The 14,994-nt window shown below is 55.3% G+C and carries 16 protein-coding genes; 7 read left to right on the top strand and 9 right to left on the bottom strand.

Features of this window, described 5'->3' with window-relative positions; genetic code table 11:
* On the bottom strand, positions 1–298 hold a 298-nt coding region (locus BMZ43_RS25360; RefSeq protein WP_143075337.1), incomplete at its 3' end, for a transposase.
* A 62-nt stretch (positions 299–360) separates the two neighbouring features.
* Positions 361–687, bottom strand: a complete 327-nt coding sequence (locus BMZ43_RS25355) for a DUF2790 domain-containing protein (RefSeq protein ID WP_093257706.1) — start codon at positions 685–687, stop codon at positions 361–363.
* A 687-nt stretch (positions 688–1,374) separates the two neighbouring features.
* On the opposite strand from BMZ43_RS25355, the gene BMZ43_RS25350 reads away from it, so the two are divergent.
* Both BMZ43_RS25350 and BMZ43_RS25345 read left to right on the top strand, forming a co-directional pair.
* Positions 1,375–2,049 carry a heavy metal response regulator transcription factor gene (locus BMZ43_RS25350; protein WP_093257704.1) on the top strand — a complete coding sequence of 225 codons (675 nt, stop codon included), beginning with the start codon at positions 1,375–1,377 and terminating at the stop codon, positions 2,047–2,049.
* On the top strand, positions 2,046–3,464 hold the full coding sequence (locus BMZ43_RS25345) for a heavy metal sensor histidine kinase (RefSeq protein WP_093257701.1): 1,419 nt from the start codon (positions 2,046–2,048) through the stop codon (positions 3,462–3,464). The genes BMZ43_RS25350 and BMZ43_RS25345 overlap by 4 nt, the downstream gene beginning before the upstream one ends.
* A 58-nt stretch (positions 3,465–3,522) precedes the next feature.
* Here the strand turns inward: BMZ43_RS25345 and BMZ43_RS25340 are convergent, their stop codons facing one another.
* Complete coding sequence (locus tag BMZ43_RS25340) at positions 3,523–4,110, bottom strand: hypothetical protein (RefSeq protein WP_010951442.1); 588 nt, start codon at positions 4,108–4,110, stop codon at positions 3,523–3,525.
* 266 nt (positions 4,111–4,376) lie between these two features.
* On the opposite strand from BMZ43_RS25340, the gene BMZ43_RS25335 reads away from it, so the two are divergent.
* Positions 4,377–4,598, top strand: a complete 222-nt coding sequence (locus tag BMZ43_RS25335; RefSeq protein ID WP_003253450.1) for a hypothetical protein — start codon at positions 4,377–4,379, stop codon at positions 4,596–4,598.
* A gap of 82 nt (positions 4,599–4,680) precedes the next feature.
* On the opposite strand, the gene BMZ43_RS25330 is transcribed toward BMZ43_RS25335, so the two are convergent.
* The 3 genes from BMZ43_RS25330 to BMZ43_RS25320 are packed head-to-tail and all read right to left on the bottom strand — an operon-like array spanning position 4,681 to position 7,497.
* On the bottom strand, positions 4,681–6,135 hold the full coding sequence (locus tag BMZ43_RS25330; protein ID WP_093257698.1) for an ArnT family glycosyltransferase: 1,455 nt from the start codon (positions 6,133–6,135) through the stop codon (positions 4,681–4,683).
* Positions 6,129–7,112 (bottom strand): glycosyltransferase family 2 protein, encoded by a 984-nt coding sequence (locus BMZ43_RS25325; RefSeq protein ID WP_093257695.1) that lies wholly within the window; start codon positions 7,110–7,112, stop codon positions 6,129–6,131. The genes BMZ43_RS25330 and BMZ43_RS25325 overlap by 7 nt, the downstream gene beginning before the upstream one ends.
* Positions 7,078–7,497: a GtrA family protein gene (locus BMZ43_RS25320; protein ID WP_093257693.1), complete on the bottom strand. Its 420-nt coding sequence runs from the start codon at positions 7,495–7,497 to the stop codon at positions 7,078–7,080. The genes BMZ43_RS25325 and BMZ43_RS25320 overlap by 35 nt, the downstream gene beginning before the upstream one ends.
* Before the next feature lie 256 nt (positions 7,498–7,753).
* Between BMZ43_RS25320 and BMZ43_RS25315 the strand changes: the two genes are divergently transcribed.
* The 4 genes from BMZ43_RS25315 (at position 7,754) to BMZ43_RS25300 (ending at position 11,914) form a co-directional block, all read left to right on the top strand.
* Positions 7,754–8,722, top strand: a complete 969-nt coding sequence (locus BMZ43_RS25315) for a LysR family transcriptional regulator (protein WP_093257690.1) — start codon at positions 7,754–7,756, stop codon at positions 8,720–8,722.
* A gap of 210 nt (positions 8,723–8,932) precedes the next feature.
* Complete coding sequence (locus BMZ43_RS25310; RefSeq protein WP_093257688.1) at positions 8,933–10,240, top strand: OprO/OprP family phosphate-selective porin; 1,308 nt, start codon at positions 8,933–8,935, stop codon at positions 10,238–10,240.
* Between the two features lie 296 nt (positions 10,241–10,536).
* A complete protein-coding gene (locus BMZ43_RS25305; protein ID WP_004576059.1) occupies positions 10,537–11,562 on the top strand; it encodes a hypothetical protein in 1,026 nt (341 codons plus the stop codon).
* Between the two features lie 127 nt (positions 11,563–11,689).
* On the top strand, positions 11,690–11,914 hold the full coding sequence (locus tag BMZ43_RS25300) for a hypothetical protein (RefSeq protein ID WP_004576058.1): 225 nt from the start codon (positions 11,690–11,692) through the stop codon (positions 11,912–11,914).
* A gap of 91 nt (positions 11,915–12,005) precedes the next feature.
* On the opposite strand, the gene BMZ43_RS25295 is transcribed toward BMZ43_RS25300, so the two are convergent.
* From BMZ43_RS25295 to BMZ43_RS25285, 3 genes are all read right to left on the bottom strand, one after another.
* On the bottom strand, positions 12,006–14,003 hold the full coding sequence (locus BMZ43_RS25295) for a heavy metal translocating P-type ATPase (RefSeq protein WP_093257685.1): 1,998 nt from the start codon (positions 14,001–14,003) through the stop codon (positions 12,006–12,008).
* 201 nt (positions 14,004–14,204) lie between these two features.
* Positions 14,205–14,528: a DUF2790 domain-containing protein gene (locus tag BMZ43_RS25290; RefSeq protein ID WP_004576056.1), complete on the bottom strand. Its 324-nt coding sequence runs from the start codon at positions 14,526–14,528 to the stop codon at positions 14,205–14,207.
* Between the two features lie 184 nt (positions 14,529–14,712).
* On the bottom strand, positions 14,713–14,994 hold a 282-nt coding region (locus BMZ43_RS25285; RefSeq protein WP_305881739.1), incomplete at its 5' end, for a group II intron maturase-specific domain-containing protein.

Genomic DNA, 14,994 nt, shown 5'->3' with positions numbered 1-14,994 from the left:
CGGGGATTGGCGCGCTCAGCGTCAGGAGTGCGAACTGGCGCATGGGCGTGATTTCGTAGAGCGCTTCTTCCATGGCCGGGTCGCTCAGGGAGAACCAGTTCTGCAACAGATGGATGCGCAGCATGGTTTCCAGAGGATAGGGTTTTCTACCGCCGCCGGCCTTGGGGTAGAACGGTTCGATCAGCTCCAGCAGGCCTGCCCAGGGCACCACCTGATCCATTTCGGCGAGGAAGCGCTCTCGGCGGGTCTGCTTGCGCTTGCCGGCGTACTCAAAGTCGGAAAAGCTCATCTGGCTCATGGGCGGCTCGGATCAGGTGTTGCGGGGATTCTCGCATAACTGAAGGCTTGTTCGGAGATTCCTTAACGGCTGTTAATGCACTCGCCCTTCACAAGGTAGCGAACCATGTGCAGCTCGCCTTTCGAGTCTTCGTAGGTCATCATACTTCTTACATTACCGCAGTATCGCACGCTGGGTGACACATACACCAACTTACCAACATCAAGTTCCATGCCGTAATCATAGTCTTCAAGTTGAGGCATAGGCTTTTTTACGCGCTGAGCATAATCCGCAGTAGCCTCTCTAGCAGAACGCTCGATGCTTTGGTTTATTTCCATGCCGCTTTGTGCATTGGCTGCTAGTGATGTGAAGAGCATAAACACGGCGATCGCTGATACAGTAGTGTTCATAAGAAGTCCCTTAATAAAAAAGCGCCCGTAGGGGGCGCTAAAATTCACCTACCAAAGGAGCGCATGGTTTACAGGTGAATGCATTGACGAGAACAACTGCCCGCTGCTCTTGCCAAGCCGCTTTGAAATGAGACAATTTCCAAAGCAGCGATGCCTCTTCCGCTGGCCTTAAACTAGCAAAAGAGGCTAACACCAAGATGATCGCGCAATTACAATTTGGACATGTAATGGATTGTAAGGTAATTATTCGAGAGACTACTGAGCCGCCACGTGAACTAAATCGCAGAAAGACGTAGCAGTTTGTGGCTGTGCATGGGGACTGCCTGCGTGGCGCACTCGATCCAAGGCCAGTCCAGTCTCTGCAAGCTAACGACCGAAATACTGCCTGTCCTGGCCGATTCCACCTGTCAGGCGAAGCTGTCGCACACCGCCGCAGGCCCCAGAATCCGCTAAGCTCAGAGGTGGAGCCTGCATGACTGTCAGAAATCTTGCGGCTACATTACAAATTTGTAGGATTTCGCCGCGGTCAGCTTCTTCGCGTTAAGATTCAAGCGTCCTCAGGTGACCCGGCGTATGGACAGAGGTAGTGACTACCACATGCCATACTCCCTGCCTAACTTTCGAACAGCCTGCAACCATAATCTTGGCGGATTAGGCCAACTCCTTCCTCACACCTTGAGATAAGTTATGCGCGTTCTAGTTGTGGAAGACGAAATTAAAACTGCCGAATATCTTCAGCAGGGCCTATCCGAAAGCGGGTATGTCGTAGATATCGTGCACAACGGTGTAGATGCCCTGCACTTGTTCAACACTAATGTCTATTCGTTGGTCCTTCTGGACGTGAACCTCCCGGGTATCGACGGCTGGGACCTGCTGGAAACCATCCGTAAGACCAGCCGGGTTCGCATCATCATGTTGACCGCCCGCGGACGCATCAATGACAAGCTCAAGGGCTTGGACGGCGGCGCGGATGACTACCTTGTGAAGCCATTCGAATTTCCTGAACTGCTTGCTCGCATCCGTTCGCTGCAGCGCCGTGGTGATGAGCTGATCGAGAAGAGCTCGCTGAAAATTGCCGACCTAGAACTCGACTCCGTCCGCCATCGCGTCTTCCGCGGTGGCACACGCATCGATCTCACCACCAAGGAATTTGCGCTCCTGCACCTGCTCATGAGCCGATCGGGCGAAGCGCTGACCCGCTCTCAGATCATCTCGTTGGTCTGGGATATGAATTTCGATTGCGACACCAATGTCATCGATGTCGCCATCCGGCGCTTGCGCTCGAAGATCGATGACCCGTTTGAAACCAAGCTCATTCACACGCTTCGTGGCGTTGGGTACGTTTTTGAGGAACGCGCATGAGGCCCTTCAGCCTGGCTGCAAAGCTGGGGTTAAAAGTTGGTTTGATGAGCGCAGCGCTGCTGCTTCTGTTCGCCACCTTCGGCTATCTGATGGTTGGCAAGGCTCTGGAAAGAAATGCCAGAGCGGATCTGGAAGTAAAGATGGCGGGGATGGCTCACAACCTGTCCACCATCTCGGACATCTCCGGCGTTAACGCAGATGCGCATCAGCTTGTCGATTTGGTCATGGGCCACAACAACCTGTATGTGAGCATATTCGATACCTCACAGAATCAGACTCCCTTGCTCTCGATTGGCTCGAAACAGGTCAACCTGGAGGTGCACAAGTTTCAGCCGGCGGCCCAGCCCAAAGAGCACGAATGGCGTGATACGCAGGACCGTCCTCTGCTGAGTGCTTCTAGGATCATGCGATTGGGCGATGGAACAGAGGTCAGCGTCTATATGACCATGGACCAGTCATCCAGTGAGGCGCTGCTCGATGCGTTGCTGACCTGGGCCTTGATGATGTCCCCCGTCATCCTCGCGTTGATCCTGGCCATTGGCTGGTGGACAGTGCGCAGAGGCCTGCTGCCGCTGACCAAATTCCTCAAGATCGCGTCGAAGATCTCAACCGAGAGCCTCGACCATCGCCTTCCAACTGATGGGATGCCAGCAGAACTCAAAATGCTTGCCGACGGCATTAACATCATGCTGGCTCGCCTGGATGATGGGGTTCAGCAGCTATCGCAGTTCTCTGACGACCTTGCTCACGAACTACGGGCACCGCTCTCCAACCTGATGGGTAAGGCCCAGGTTGCCTTGACCAGAGAACGATCGCTTTCCGAGTACCGGGAGGTTCTGGAGTCGTGCACAGAAGAGTTGGACCGCATGAGCCGCATGGTTTCCGACATGCTGTTCTTGGCCCAGGTCAGTCATCCGGCATCCATGGTGGAGTTCGAACCCGTGTCTCTGGTCGACGAGGTTCAGCGTGTGTGCGACCTCTTCAGCATTTCCGCAGAGGAAGGCGAGATCCAGCTGCAGATCTCTGGCAGTAATGATGTGGTACGCGGGAACCGTCTGATGGTTCAACGGGCCGTCTCGAACCTCGTGTCGAACGCTATCCGCTACTGCCCTCGCGGCCGCACGGTTTACGTGAAGGTGCAGCATAGTGCGAGCGGTACGACGTTGAGTGTTGGAAACCCCGGCCGCGGGATCGCCAAGGAACACCATGCGCACTTGTTTGAGCGGTTCTACCGTGTGGACAAGAGCCGAGCACGGAGTGAAGGCGGTACCGGTCTTGGCTTGGCCATCGTGCAGTCGATCATGAGCCTGCACCAGGGGTCGGCGAGCGTGGAGGTGACCGAAGAAAACTTCACCTGGTTCCACCTTCACTTTCCTGCAGCCCAGTTGATGCAGCCGACAATGAACGCTGCTTAAACCGCGCAGACATGAATAGGCCCGTCAATCGACGGGCCTTTTTGTTTGCCTCAATGCATCAGTGCCGGAGGACCACAGGGTCCATGGGCGACCGCAGAATCACCGACTTGATGATCTTCTGCTCGTCAGGATTGGCATTCTTCCACAGGTGGGAGAAGTACTGAGCATTCACTTTCTCTTGAGCACTTACGCTGCCGGCGGCATCGATCAGGCGCATGGTCGAGTAGACACAGATCAGCGCCAGAATGAAGAACGCTGTGGCGACCACCATCACATAACGCTTGGCCAGCACCGGGGCCCGCTTGAGCTCCTGGATAGAGGCGTCCGCAGCCTTTGTCGCGGCTGTAAGCTCCGAGATCAGTGGCTGGATGGCGGTGTCGACTCCACGGCATGCCGCAGAATACGCTGATGCAGCGGCGCGCAAGGCAACCTCCTCCGCGTTCGACCAAGCCTTCTCCGCCTTTCGCACCTCCTCCTGAATCTGCCGGCCGACAGCGTCCACCTGCTCCACCAGTTCGTTCGACCTCTCCAGAACAGCGCTGGAGGTGCGCGTCTGCGAGGTCAGCTCATCGAGCTGGACAGTGAGTTTTTCAGTGCAGCGGCGAAAGTCACCGATAGCAACTGCCCAGGGCTCTATGTCATTCATGCCTATCTCCTGTGGCGGCCAACAACGCCGCGCTGAAATAACGCGCTAGATATCAAAATTGCAATTTAAGAGAAAATTCTTAGTCGCCCTCGACAGTGCCGAGATAGACATGATCCTTCCAGATTTGAAGATTTAACGCACCCTACCTGCTGCCAAAATGACGGAATTGTAATTATTGACTCACCTTGTCGTTAGCTTCGCGTTCCTAAACTACAAACCAACAAAGGCCGCTAATCAGGCAGGCCTAGTATGAACCGAGGTTCACAATGAAATTTGTCAAATCTATCGCTATTGGCAGCCTGCTGCTGGGTCTCATGGGTACCGCTTACGCTGAGGGCGGCTTCGAGCGAGCGAAACAGTTCAACGAGAACTTCCGAACCGAACAGGCTCGCCTATGGAGCGATGACTCTTCGGACCAGAACAAACAACAAGTCGCTCAAGAGCAAAAGAAAGAAAGCAAGGATGGTAAGGAACAAGCCGACAATTAATCGGCGGTTAAATAGGACTTCAAATGACGAAAGTAATCGACAAAAAAGCCAGGGTAAAACCTGGCTTTTTTGTGCATGGAATTTAGCCTTCGTTCTTGCGAGGCGTTCCTGCATTGCTTTCTCCAGCCAGACCCTCGGCACCTTGTACGGTACGTTTCCAGTGGCACAGCAGGAGCTGGCTGGCGTTCGCTTCGGTGATCGCTGTACAGGCTAGATCAGCGGGCAGACCATCCTTGCTGTCTCGCAAGCGCCTGGACAGATAGAACGAGCCATCCTGCGGCCACTTGGCAGGATCCTTGATGTTCTCGGACTTTCCGCTGCTGTAAAACTCCGACGAGTATGAGCGGCGGCCAGGATAGATCAGGGGAGCGGAATGAGCAGACTGTACATTGAGCCAGGCTTGAACCACATCTCGCTGATTCTGAGGTCGCTCCTCAAGTACCCCGGCGTAGATGATGCCCGCACCGATGATTGGCAACACCAAAGCGCTCGCAGCGGCAGCCCAGGTGGTCTTCGGGCCAACTTCGCTAACCCGTGCGGACAGCAGCAATGCCCAAGCTGGTAGCGCAGGTAGCAGGTAGGTCCACAGAATGTTGCCAGCGAATGTGAAGAAGACCGGTGTCGCCATAGCCCAAAGCCAGAGGTAGGCCTCGAAGCGCTGCATTGAGTCACGCTTGCGGATCAGCAATGGTAAGAAAAAGGCCCATGGCAGTAGCGACAATCCGAGCTGGATCCAGATGGTTCCATAGGGCTTGGCATGAGCACTGCCATATAGGTCGCCCGCCCAGTTACTGACGACGTAGCGGCTCCAGTGCTCACCAACGAAGAAGTACTCCATGAAGCCGGGCGTTTTCATCTCGGCCGCGATATACCAAGGCACGGATATACCGAACATGAGCACAAGGCCGCTGATCCAGGGAAGTCTCAGTACCCGTCCCCATTCCTTGTAGATAACGAACCAGACGAATGCCGGCGCACCCATAAGCACCAGGGTCAGAGGTCCTTTGGCAAGCAAGCCCAGCCCGAGACCTGCGAACATCAGGTAGGCATCCGCCTTGCTGGCGCACTTCATCCAACGCCAGAAACCGTAATTGGCCAGCAGAATCGAGAACGACAAAACAGGGTCGGTCAGCACGACACCGCTGGAGACCAGGCCAAGGGTGGTGCTGGAAAAGATAATGGCGGCCCAAATGCCGGCGTTACGGGAAATCTGCTGCGTGCCGAGTTTGATGATGATGAAACAGCTTGCCAGGTGCAGTAGCCACGCCGGGAAACGCGCGGCGAACTCGTTAACGCCAAAGACCGTCATGCTCGCGGCCTGGGTCCAGAAAGACAACGGTGGCTTGCCCCAGAACGGTACCCCATAGTCGAACATGGGTGTGATCCAGTCATTCAACTCGACCATCTTGCGAGCCATTTCAGCGTAGCGAGCCTCCGATGTGTCCATCAGTGGATAGATGCCCAGCCCCGCCAAACGCAATAGCAAAATCGAACCCAGGATCCACCACAGCGTCCGCTCGTTTTTCAGGCTCAGCATTTCTTACCCTCGATCGAAGCCATCGAAGGGTGGAGTGACACGGGATCCGCCTTGCTGCTGTGCTTCAGGAAATAGAGGGGCCGGCGCTTCACTTCCGCGAGTGTCACGCCCAGGTACTCCCCCACCATGGCAACACCGACGCACATGAATGAAGCCATTCCGACGATCAGGTGATGGATGTCGAAACTGCCTGCCACGAGCGACGCAAGCATGTAGCAGATGCTGGAGACGAAAAGACCGAAACTGATGAGGCTGAAAATGCGCAGCGGTTTGCGAGAGAAGCTGACGATGCTTTCGATGGCCAGATTGAACAGGCCAGCTGCATTCCACTTGGTGCTGCCGGCATGGCGAACGGTGCGATTGTAGGGCAGCTCGATGGTACGGAAGCCTACCCAGCCGATCATGCCTTTGAGAATCCTGGAGCGTTCGTCCAGCGCCCGCAGTGCTGCCAGCGGCGCAGGCCCAATCAATCGGAAATCACTGACATCGGCCGGCATGTCCACCTTCTCCACCAGGCGCTGCATGACCCAGTAGTAAGCCCGGGCACTCATGCGCTTAAACCACGAATCACCGACTCTCAGGTTGCGCTGCATGTTCACCACGTCGTAACCGCGTTGCCAGTGGTCCACCATGGCCGAGATGAGCTCTGGTGGGTCCTGCAGGTCGACATCGATAAAGATCAGCGCACTACCACGGGCATGATCTATCCCGGCGCTGAGTGCAGCCTCTTTGCCGAAGTTGCGACTCAGGGACAGACAACGTACAGATGACCCATCCTGATAGTGGCGAAGAATGTCGGCCGTTCGGTCGTTACTGCCATCGTCGATATAGAGGATTTCGCAGGAGACGGGTAAGCGCCTCACGACGCGGGTGATGCGCTGGTGGAACTCGGGGATGGTTTCCTCTTCCTGGAAGCAAGGGACCACGATGGTTAACAAGGGATCAGGGCGCTCGGGAAAGCGATGTAATGTCTGCATGATTGAATGTCCAAAAACGATGTGCAATGAATCCAAGTGCAGTGAGGACTAGGGTCACTACAACTTGGGAGATGAGCGGTGACAGATTCGACTTGATGAGGAACCACATACCCACGCCATTGCCGAAGTTTGTGGCTAACGCGACCAGTGCAAACCTGACAGGCTGAAATTTACGAGAGCCATCTGCCACAAAACAGAGCGCCCTATTTCCAATAAAGCTTACGATTGCGCCAACCATGCCGCCACAGATACTGGCCAGCAACGGAGTAGCTAATTCTGTCGTAACCAGCACTAGGAACACCGCATAATGGATTCCCGTTGCTATGAAGCCGATCCCCAGATAACGAATCAGTAAGGTAATAAGAGGTGGGGTTTGATTTTCCATGCCCAAAGCCTATGGAGGCAAAGGTGAAAAAAAGTGAATCAAATGTAAATGCGTAATTGGCTAAACTGAGATCTGCCAAGCAATAAAGTTGGCGCTAGGCTAGCACGCTACAATATCAACAGGATTGCTCGAAAATTACGCTTTCGAAATAAAAGCCTTCCCGATAACGCATGCATGACCTGCGGATTACAATGCTGACAAGATGAGGAAATGCTGGGTGGCATTGAGATAGATTCCCCGAATTAAGGGGGACCCAATGGTTACACAAAATGAAACATTTACAAGCAGCGTTGTTCCTTACAGTCCTGACATATTGGATGATCTGCCAATTGATGATCAGCTGGCCGTAGAGTTTTTCGCAACAGCACGTTGTGCCAGTTTCAAACAGGCTGCCCGAGGCCTCAATGTGCCAGTGGTAGGCCTTCGGAAACGCTTGGAGAAACTGGAAGAGCACATTGGTGCTCCCGTGTTTGTCTACAAACACAACAAGCTTGCTCTGACCCGCACAGGCGAGAGGGTCAGCCATTACCTGTGCCAGCTTTTCGGCCCAGACGGCCTTGGCAAGTCCGGTGAGAAGGAGGTTCCTAGGCTTACCATCGCGATTACAGAGCCAGTACTAAGCGACATCGTGAACCGCTATCTAGTCGCCTACGTGCGTGATCATGCCGAAATGCAGCTGGAAATCCACTCAGAATGCACTACGCAGATGCTTTCAGAGTGTGAAGTCGATGTCGGTATTGCTTTCGTGAGCCCAGATGATGAGGGCGCCTTTGATCGCCATCCTACGTATAGGTTTGAACGGCTGGGCCGGATTGGGCACGCGCTGTTCATCTCCAGTCGCTACTCAAGAAGCGTCACCCTACCAGTGCAGAGCCTGGATTTGCACAACTTCATGCTCGTTGTCCCTTGGGATGAAGAGATCTTGGCGGGCTCACGAAAGTGGGCATCGATAATGGCTGAGCATCAGGGCGGTACCACTCGGGTAAAGAGCTATAGCTTATCCCGTGGCCTTGTCGTAGGGGGCGCGTGTATCGGTGTGCTGCCCGACTACAGTCGAAAGATGGAGAGGAACATTCTGCCGGTGCCGGGCTTTTTGGACGATCTGGAGGAGAAAGATGTCTTTCTTGTTATCAAAACGAAGCTTGTCCGTAATCCGCACGTTCTGGGAATCCGAAGATTGATCAAGAAGAGCTTTTTTGATAAGAAGGACTGGCTTGTTCGGTAACAGTTTTGTTAGGTTTAAAAATTTCCCCTTAACACTATAGAAACACAACTGTCATATTCGCTTGCAATCTAGTCAGAGTGCTTAGAACAAAGGCATCTTGTTACAGCAGGTGACAACCGTGGCCTGCTCCCATCTGCAAGATAAATTTAGGCCGACGCAGGGCGAAATACAACGTCGGTAGCTAAGCACTTAACATACGAGAGGCAAGCAATGATCCGTTCTTCGAACATGCGGGAAAAGCTGTTGGCTGCCGCAATAGTAGGCACATTTTCCTCGCAAGCATTCTCCGGAACAGTAACCACTGACGGGGCTGATCTCGTTCTGAAGACCAAGGGCGGTCTTGAAGTATCGACTACTGACAAGGAATTCAGTTTCAAACTGGGCGGTCGAGTCCAGGCTGATTACGGCCGATTCGATGGCGTTTTCACCAAGAATGGCGATACCGCGGATGCGGCTTACTTCCGTCGAGCCTACATTGAGTTCGGCGGCACCCTGTACCGAGACTGGAAGTACCAGGTCAACTACGACCTCTCCCGCAACACGGGCAACGACTCCGACGGCTACTTCGACGAAGCCAGCCTGACCTACACCGGTTTCAAGCCGGTCCAACTGCGCTTCGGCCGTTTCTACACCGACTTCGGTCTTGAGAAAGCCACCAGTTCGAAGTGGACCACCGCCATGGAGCGGAACCTCTCGTACGACCTGGCGGACTGGATCAACGACAACGCTGGCATGGGTATCCAGGCCACCAGCACCATCGCTGACATGGCTTACGTGTCCGGTAGCGTTTTCAGCGAAACCAACAACAATTCTGATGGTGACAGCACCAAGCGCTACAACGTGCGTGGTGTCTTCGCTCCATTGAACACGGATGGGAATGTCCTGCACGTCGGCGCCCAATACGCCTATCGCGACCTCAAGGACAGCGCAGTTGATACTCGGATTCGCTCACGCCTCGGTGTCCGTGGCGTCGATACCAATGGTGGCGGTGATGCCGGCACGAACGGCAACCGCATGCTCTTTGGCGGTGCGGCAGCACAGGACGGACTGTGGAAGGACGATTCGGTTTGGGGGCTTGAGGGCGCCTGGGCCACCGGCCCATTCTCGGTTCAGGCCGAGTACCTTCGCCGCAAGCTGAAAGCTGACCAGGCCAACAATGACCTGAAGGCCTCTGGTTATTACGCCCAGATGGCGTACACGCTGACCGGCGAGCCGCGCATCTACAAGCTTGACGGTGCCAAATTCGACACTATCAAACCACAGAACAAGGAACTGGGTGCCTGGGAAGTCTTCTATCGCTTTGACGACATCAAGGTCGAAGATGGCAACCTGGTCACCGCTGCGGACCAGTCGAACGAGCGCAAGGCCAAAAGCCACACGTTGGGTGTGAACTGGTACGTCAACGAGGCCGTGAAAGTCAGTGCCAACTACATCAACGTGCGCACCGACAACAACGAGAATACCGTGGGCGACGACGGCGGCAATGCCATCGTGACCCGCCTGCAATACGTCTTCTGATCCCTCTCATCAGTCTGACGTGAGAAAGCCGGAAGCGCTCAATGTGCTTCCGGCTTTCGTGTTTCTGACGTGATCAAGCATGGAGCGCCCTCCTCCTACCTCCATTCGCTTACGATGACCTCTCTTGCCAAAGCTCGGCGAATCTGGTGAGATTGCCGCGTCGGGATTTGCATGGTGGCCGTGCAAGCAAATCAAACCTGACTCCTACTCATGATTGAACCTGATTCGACGTCCAGCTTCGCGTCTAACGGCCCTACAAGCGCAGCTACCCCAACGTCGCTCATTAGGGGATAGTCATGTCTGCCAAAAAGCTGCTTCAACCTCTCGCTGCTCAGCTGCACGCCTCATTCTCGGCTTCCGGCCGCCCGTACCCTCACCAGCACATTCACCAGCTGCTCCACGCTGCCATTGGTTCCGTCGCCCCGGAAGTTGCCTCCAAAGACAAACTGCCAATCCAGGTGCGCCGTGATAGCGACAGGCAGTACAACCTCTACGAGACGATCGAGCGAGCGAAAAAGTGCTTGGGATTGACCGATCTTCAAGCAGTCGGCGCGGCTGAAGAAGTCATCGAGGTGCTACGAGCTTCAGGGATCGGCGTGAACCAGGTTCGCCTGCTCCTCGACCCCTCCTTTACTTCGACGACTCGTAAAAAGGCCTTCAAGGCCCTCTGCAAGAATCTGGATCTGAACGAGCTCGGCGATCGGTTCGTCCCGAAAACGGCGACGCTGGCCATAGCGGCGGGAATGGCACCGCCTCCGAAAAACACGTGGAAAGATCGCTTCGCCCTGGCTGCAGCTTTCCCTCTACGGGGACAGAGCCAACTCGTTGAAATGGTGACCCGAAGCGAGTGCTACTTATGGGTATTTCCGCCGACTGACCATCATGCTACGGCTCCCGCGACTCACGACCGTTTCTTCGGTGAGCAGACCTATCCGAGTGCTGAGATGGGCATGGGTTTCAGCATCATCGATTCCGGCTGGGCCCGTCCCAAGTACTCGATGCTCTCCAAGCAGCCGGAGGAGACCTTCATCCAGTATTCGCTTTCGGCGCCAATGTGGTCCTGGAGCGCACAAACTAATACCTGGCGGCTGGGAAATATCCTTCGCACCCAGATCCTTGACGGGGCTCCTTGGCGTAACGAGCCCTTGAGCGATGTGCTGCCAGGTGGTCTGAAGTCTCTGCCGCGGATTTATGGGTGCACCACCTGCCAAACGCTGTTCGTCGAGAAACACAGCGGCTATCCGGATGTACCCACTCAGTGCCAATGCGGTGAGGCGAGCAGTACGGGTGACCAAAACGAGTCACCTGCTCTCAATAGCTGATTTTCCTTACGGTGGCGGGCTATGCCCCCCGTTAGGGATTGGCTATGGGAGCGGGATTCGCTCACCCCAAAACTGAAGGCGCCGCCATCTAACCGAGCGATATGAGCTGAATGCTCGCGGAGTAGATATGCAGAACAGTACCAACAAACAAGACACCCTGGCGGCGATCAATGCACTTGTGGAGATTGCGTATGATCAGGGATTTGCGAACGGACACGGGGTCGGCAATCAAGTCGGTTTCGTAGCCGGTGTCATGAGCCTCAAAGCTGCGTTGGCCTGCGGCTTACGGCACGGCTCACCTGAATGTGGAAAGGCCCTTGAAAGCCTCAAGCGCATCGGGATCGACGAGTGAGAAAAAGTATGGGTCGTGCGCTGATCGCGCACGACCCATACTTCTACTTCAGGTCATTTCCCTGCTTAGCTTCATGATTGAAGCTCAGGGATCAGGTGCTTCTGCGGTAGGCCAACAACCGCAAGGCGTTGAAGACGACCAACAATGTGGAGCCCTCATGGATTGCAACAGCAGCACCAATGCTCAAGCCCATGATGGTCGACGGAACCAGGATGGCCACAATCCCCAAGCTGACGAACAGGTTCTGGCGGATGATCGATCGCGTGTGACGGCTCAAACCCACCGCAAATGGGAGTTGCCTGATGTCGTCAGCCATAAGCGCGATATCAGCTGTTTCCAAGGCGACGTCAGATCCGGCAGCCCCCATTGCGATGCCAACGCTCGAATTGGCCATGGCAGGGGCGTCATTCACGCCGTCACCCACCATGGCCACCTTGGCGCTAAGGCGCAGGTTCTTGATGGCCTTGACCTTGTCTTCCGGCATCAGGTCTCCCCACGCCTCATCTAAGCCAACTTGTTTGGCTACCGCCTCTGCAACGCGGTTGTGGTCTCCAGAAATCATGACCATGCGGTCGATGCCCATCTCTCTGAGTTTCTGGAGTGCCTCTTTGGCCCCCTCTCGGGGTGTGTCCAATAGCCCGATAGCGCCCAGATCCTTGTCAGCACGACGTATCACCATGGTTGTGCGGCCCGACTGACGTAGACGCTCTGCAGCCTCCAGGGCAGCCTTGCTCAGTGCGGGAATACCATTGGTACCGAACATCTCGACCTTGCCAATCCAGACGAACTGCCCATCAAGCTCAGCACGCACGCCGCGGCCAATCATGTTGCTCATGTTCTTGGCTTGGATTCGGCGCCGTGTGCCAATCATCTCTTCACCGTCACGCACAATTGCCGCAGCCAGCGGATGGTCGCTCATCGACTCCACAGCGATGGCGACGTTTAGTAGATCCTCGATCTGCGTGCCGCCCACGGGTATTACATCGGTAATGCGTGGGCGCCCTTCGGTCAGGGTACCGGTCTTGTCGAATGCCATGGCATTCAAGGCGCCAAGCTCTTCAAGTGGCGCACCGCCCTTGATCAGCACGCCACCTCGGGCTGCCCTGGCGATGCCAGAGAGAATGGCGCTTGGTGTAGCGATCGCGAGCGCGCAGGGGCTGGCTGCAACCAGAACGGCCATCGCCCGGTAGAACGAGTCACGGAAAGGCTCGTCAAGAAAAATGCCGGCAAACAGCAGCCCTACTACCAGCAGCAAAACTACCGGGACGAATACCCGCTGGAAGCGGTCCGTGAACTGCTGGGTCGGTGACTTCCTGACTTCGGCTTCACTGACCATCTTGATGACCCGCGCCAAGGTACTTTCAGTGGAGCGCCGTGTTACCTCAACCTCGATGAGAGTTTCGCCATTGATGGTGCCGGCGAAGACTTTCGAAGCTGCATCAACTGCATCTGGCTTACTACGTGCGAGCTCGACATCAGCGACAGGTTGCTTGTCCACGGGGACGCTTTCACCGGTCACTGGCGCCTGGTTGATACTTGAGGAGCCCACGACTACAAAACCATCGGCCGGCAGGCGGTCATTTGGGCGCACGATGACAACGTCACCGGGAACCAGCAGTTCCACCGGCATTTCCGTCGTGCCATTTGCTCTGCGTACGATCGCCGTGGCCGGTGCGAGCTTGGACAGTGCCTCAATCGCTTTCTTGGCCCGCCCCATCGCGTAGCTTTCAAGGGAATGCCCCAGACTGAACAGGAACAGCAGCAGAGCCCCCTCAGCCCAGGCGCCGATGCTCGCGGCACCGGCTGCGGCGAGAAGCATCAGCGAATCGATCTCGAAGCGCTTCTGGCGGATGTTGCTGATCGCTTCCTTGATAGTGAACCATCCACCGAACACGTAGGCAGATACGTACAGAACCAGTGACAGCCTATCGATCAGCCCGAGCTTTCCTGCGAGAGCTCCGGCACCGAGCAGCACACCACAGATCAGCGCGAAGACCAGCTCGGTATTCATGCCGAAGATACCGCCATGCTCGTGGCTATGGCCTTTGTGCCCTGCTTGGTCGTCTGGGCGTTCAAGCAAACTTTTCATAACTCGTCCCTTCTGGGGTCAAGGCTTCCAATTGCCCTCTGCAGTTGGGAGCCGTCGCGGTTGGTTAGCTAAGACCTATTGCACGGTTTGCCCCGGCCCAGGCGTTAATATTTCAAAGCTATGGAGCATCGGGCGTAATAAAAAATGCCAGGCGCTGCCTGGCATTTATGAATTCTCTAATTGTTCTGTTCAAATCGTTTACTACTTGTTGTTGATGCATTGCGAATACATCGAGTAACGAACAGTCTTGAGCGTGCCCTGGGAGTCCTCGAAAGTCATCAACCGTGGGTAGACCTGGCAGGTACGGGGGTCCTGCGACTGACGTACAAACTTAGCAACGTCTATCTTCATGCCATATTTGTAATCCTGAATCTCCGGCATAGGCTTGCCATTCTTCTCGGCATACTTGGCCACCGCAGCTTGGTGCTCTTTGGTGTATTGCAACTGCTGGCTTTCAGAGAAAGTGTTAGCCTGCGAAGCCATCGAGAACACAACAAGTGCAGCGGCAATAATTAGCTTTTTCATAAGAACCTCTCAAATTCAAATCTTCTCGGGCGTAACTTTAGCAATGCACAGGCATCACCGGCATGACGAGAAACTTACAATTTTGAAAGGTAAGCGCATCTACCTCATATAAAATCGAGTAGGAGGCGGGTTCACACCCGCCGTCCTCTCACACCACCGTGCGTACGGTTCCGTACACGGCGGTTCAGGTCATGCGGCTAAGCCGGTTGATCGTATCCAGTATCGAGACAAGCCCGAGTCGATCCCAGAGCTTCTTCGGCAGCGCCTGATTCATATGTGGCGCTCCAGAGTTCCACCATGGGCCGCGACCGTTGAAGGCCGATTTGCAGGCACGCTCTTCGCCCAGCCCCAAGCGCATCAGGTTGCGGGCCCTCGTAGAGGGCCGCTTCCATTGGCGCCAGATGACGCAGCGAAGTTTGTGTCTGACCCAGCCGTCCAGCTCCACAACAGGCCCTTTGCTCTGACT

It is taken from the genome of Pseudomonas sp. Snoq117.2, assembly GCF_900110545.1.
Taxonomy (GTDB): Bacteria; Pseudomonadota; Gammaproteobacteria; order Pseudomonadales; family Pseudomonadaceae; genus Chryseomonas; species Chryseomonas benzopyrenica.
The sequence above is the reverse complement of the archived record's forward strand: the minus strand, read 5'-3'. Positions and strand labels throughout refer to the sequence as shown.

Coding starts and splice junctions, on each gene's coding strand:
- BMZ43_RS25355 (WP_093257706.1), bottom strand. CDS start 687: ATGAACACTACTGTATCAGCGATCGCCGTGTTTATGCTCTTCACATCA.
- BMZ43_RS25350 (WP_093257704.1), top strand. CDS start 1,375: ATGCGCGTTCTAGTTGTGGAAGACGAAATTAAAACTGCCGAATATCTT.
- BMZ43_RS25345 (WP_093257701.1), top strand. CDS start 2,046: ATGAGGCCCTTCAGCCTGGCTGCAAAGCTGGGGTTAAAAGTTGGTTTG.
- BMZ43_RS25340 (WP_010951442.1), bottom strand. CDS start 4,110: ATGAATGACATAGAGCCCTGGGCAGTTGCTATCGGTGACTTTCGCCGC.
- BMZ43_RS25335 (WP_003253450.1), top strand. CDS start 4,377: ATGAAATTTGTCAAATCTATCGCTATTGGCAGCCTGCTGCTGGGTCTC.
- BMZ43_RS25330 (WP_093257698.1), bottom strand. CDS start 6,135: ATGCTGAGCCTGAAAAACGAGCGGACGCTGTGGTGGATCCTGGGTTCG.
- BMZ43_RS25325 (WP_093257695.1), bottom strand. CDS start 7,112: ATGCAGACATTACATCGCTTTCCCGAGCGCCCTGATCCCTTGTTAACC.
- BMZ43_RS25320 (WP_093257693.1), bottom strand. CDS start 7,497: ATGGAAAATCAAACCCCACCTCTTATTACCTTACTGATTCGTTATCTG.
- BMZ43_RS25315 (WP_093257690.1), top strand. CDS start 7,754: ATGGTTACACAAAATGAAACATTTACAAGCAGCGTTGTTCCTTACAGT.
- BMZ43_RS25310 (WP_093257688.1), top strand. CDS start 8,933: ATGATCCGTTCTTCGAACATGCGGGAAAAGCTGTTGGCTGCCGCAATA.
- BMZ43_RS25305 (WP_004576059.1), top strand. CDS start 10,537: ATGTCTGCCAAAAAGCTGCTTCAACCTCTCGCTGCTCAGCTGCACGCC.
- BMZ43_RS25300 (WP_004576058.1), top strand. CDS start 11,690: ATGCAGAACAGTACCAACAAACAAGACACCCTGGCGGCGATCAATGCA.
- BMZ43_RS25295 (WP_093257685.1), bottom strand. CDS start 14,003: ATGAAAAGTTTGCTTGAACGCCCAGACGACCAAGCAGGGCACAAAGGC.
- BMZ43_RS25290 (WP_004576056.1), bottom strand. CDS start 14,528: ATGAAAAAGCTAATTATTGCCGCTGCACTTGTTGTGTTCTCGATGGCT.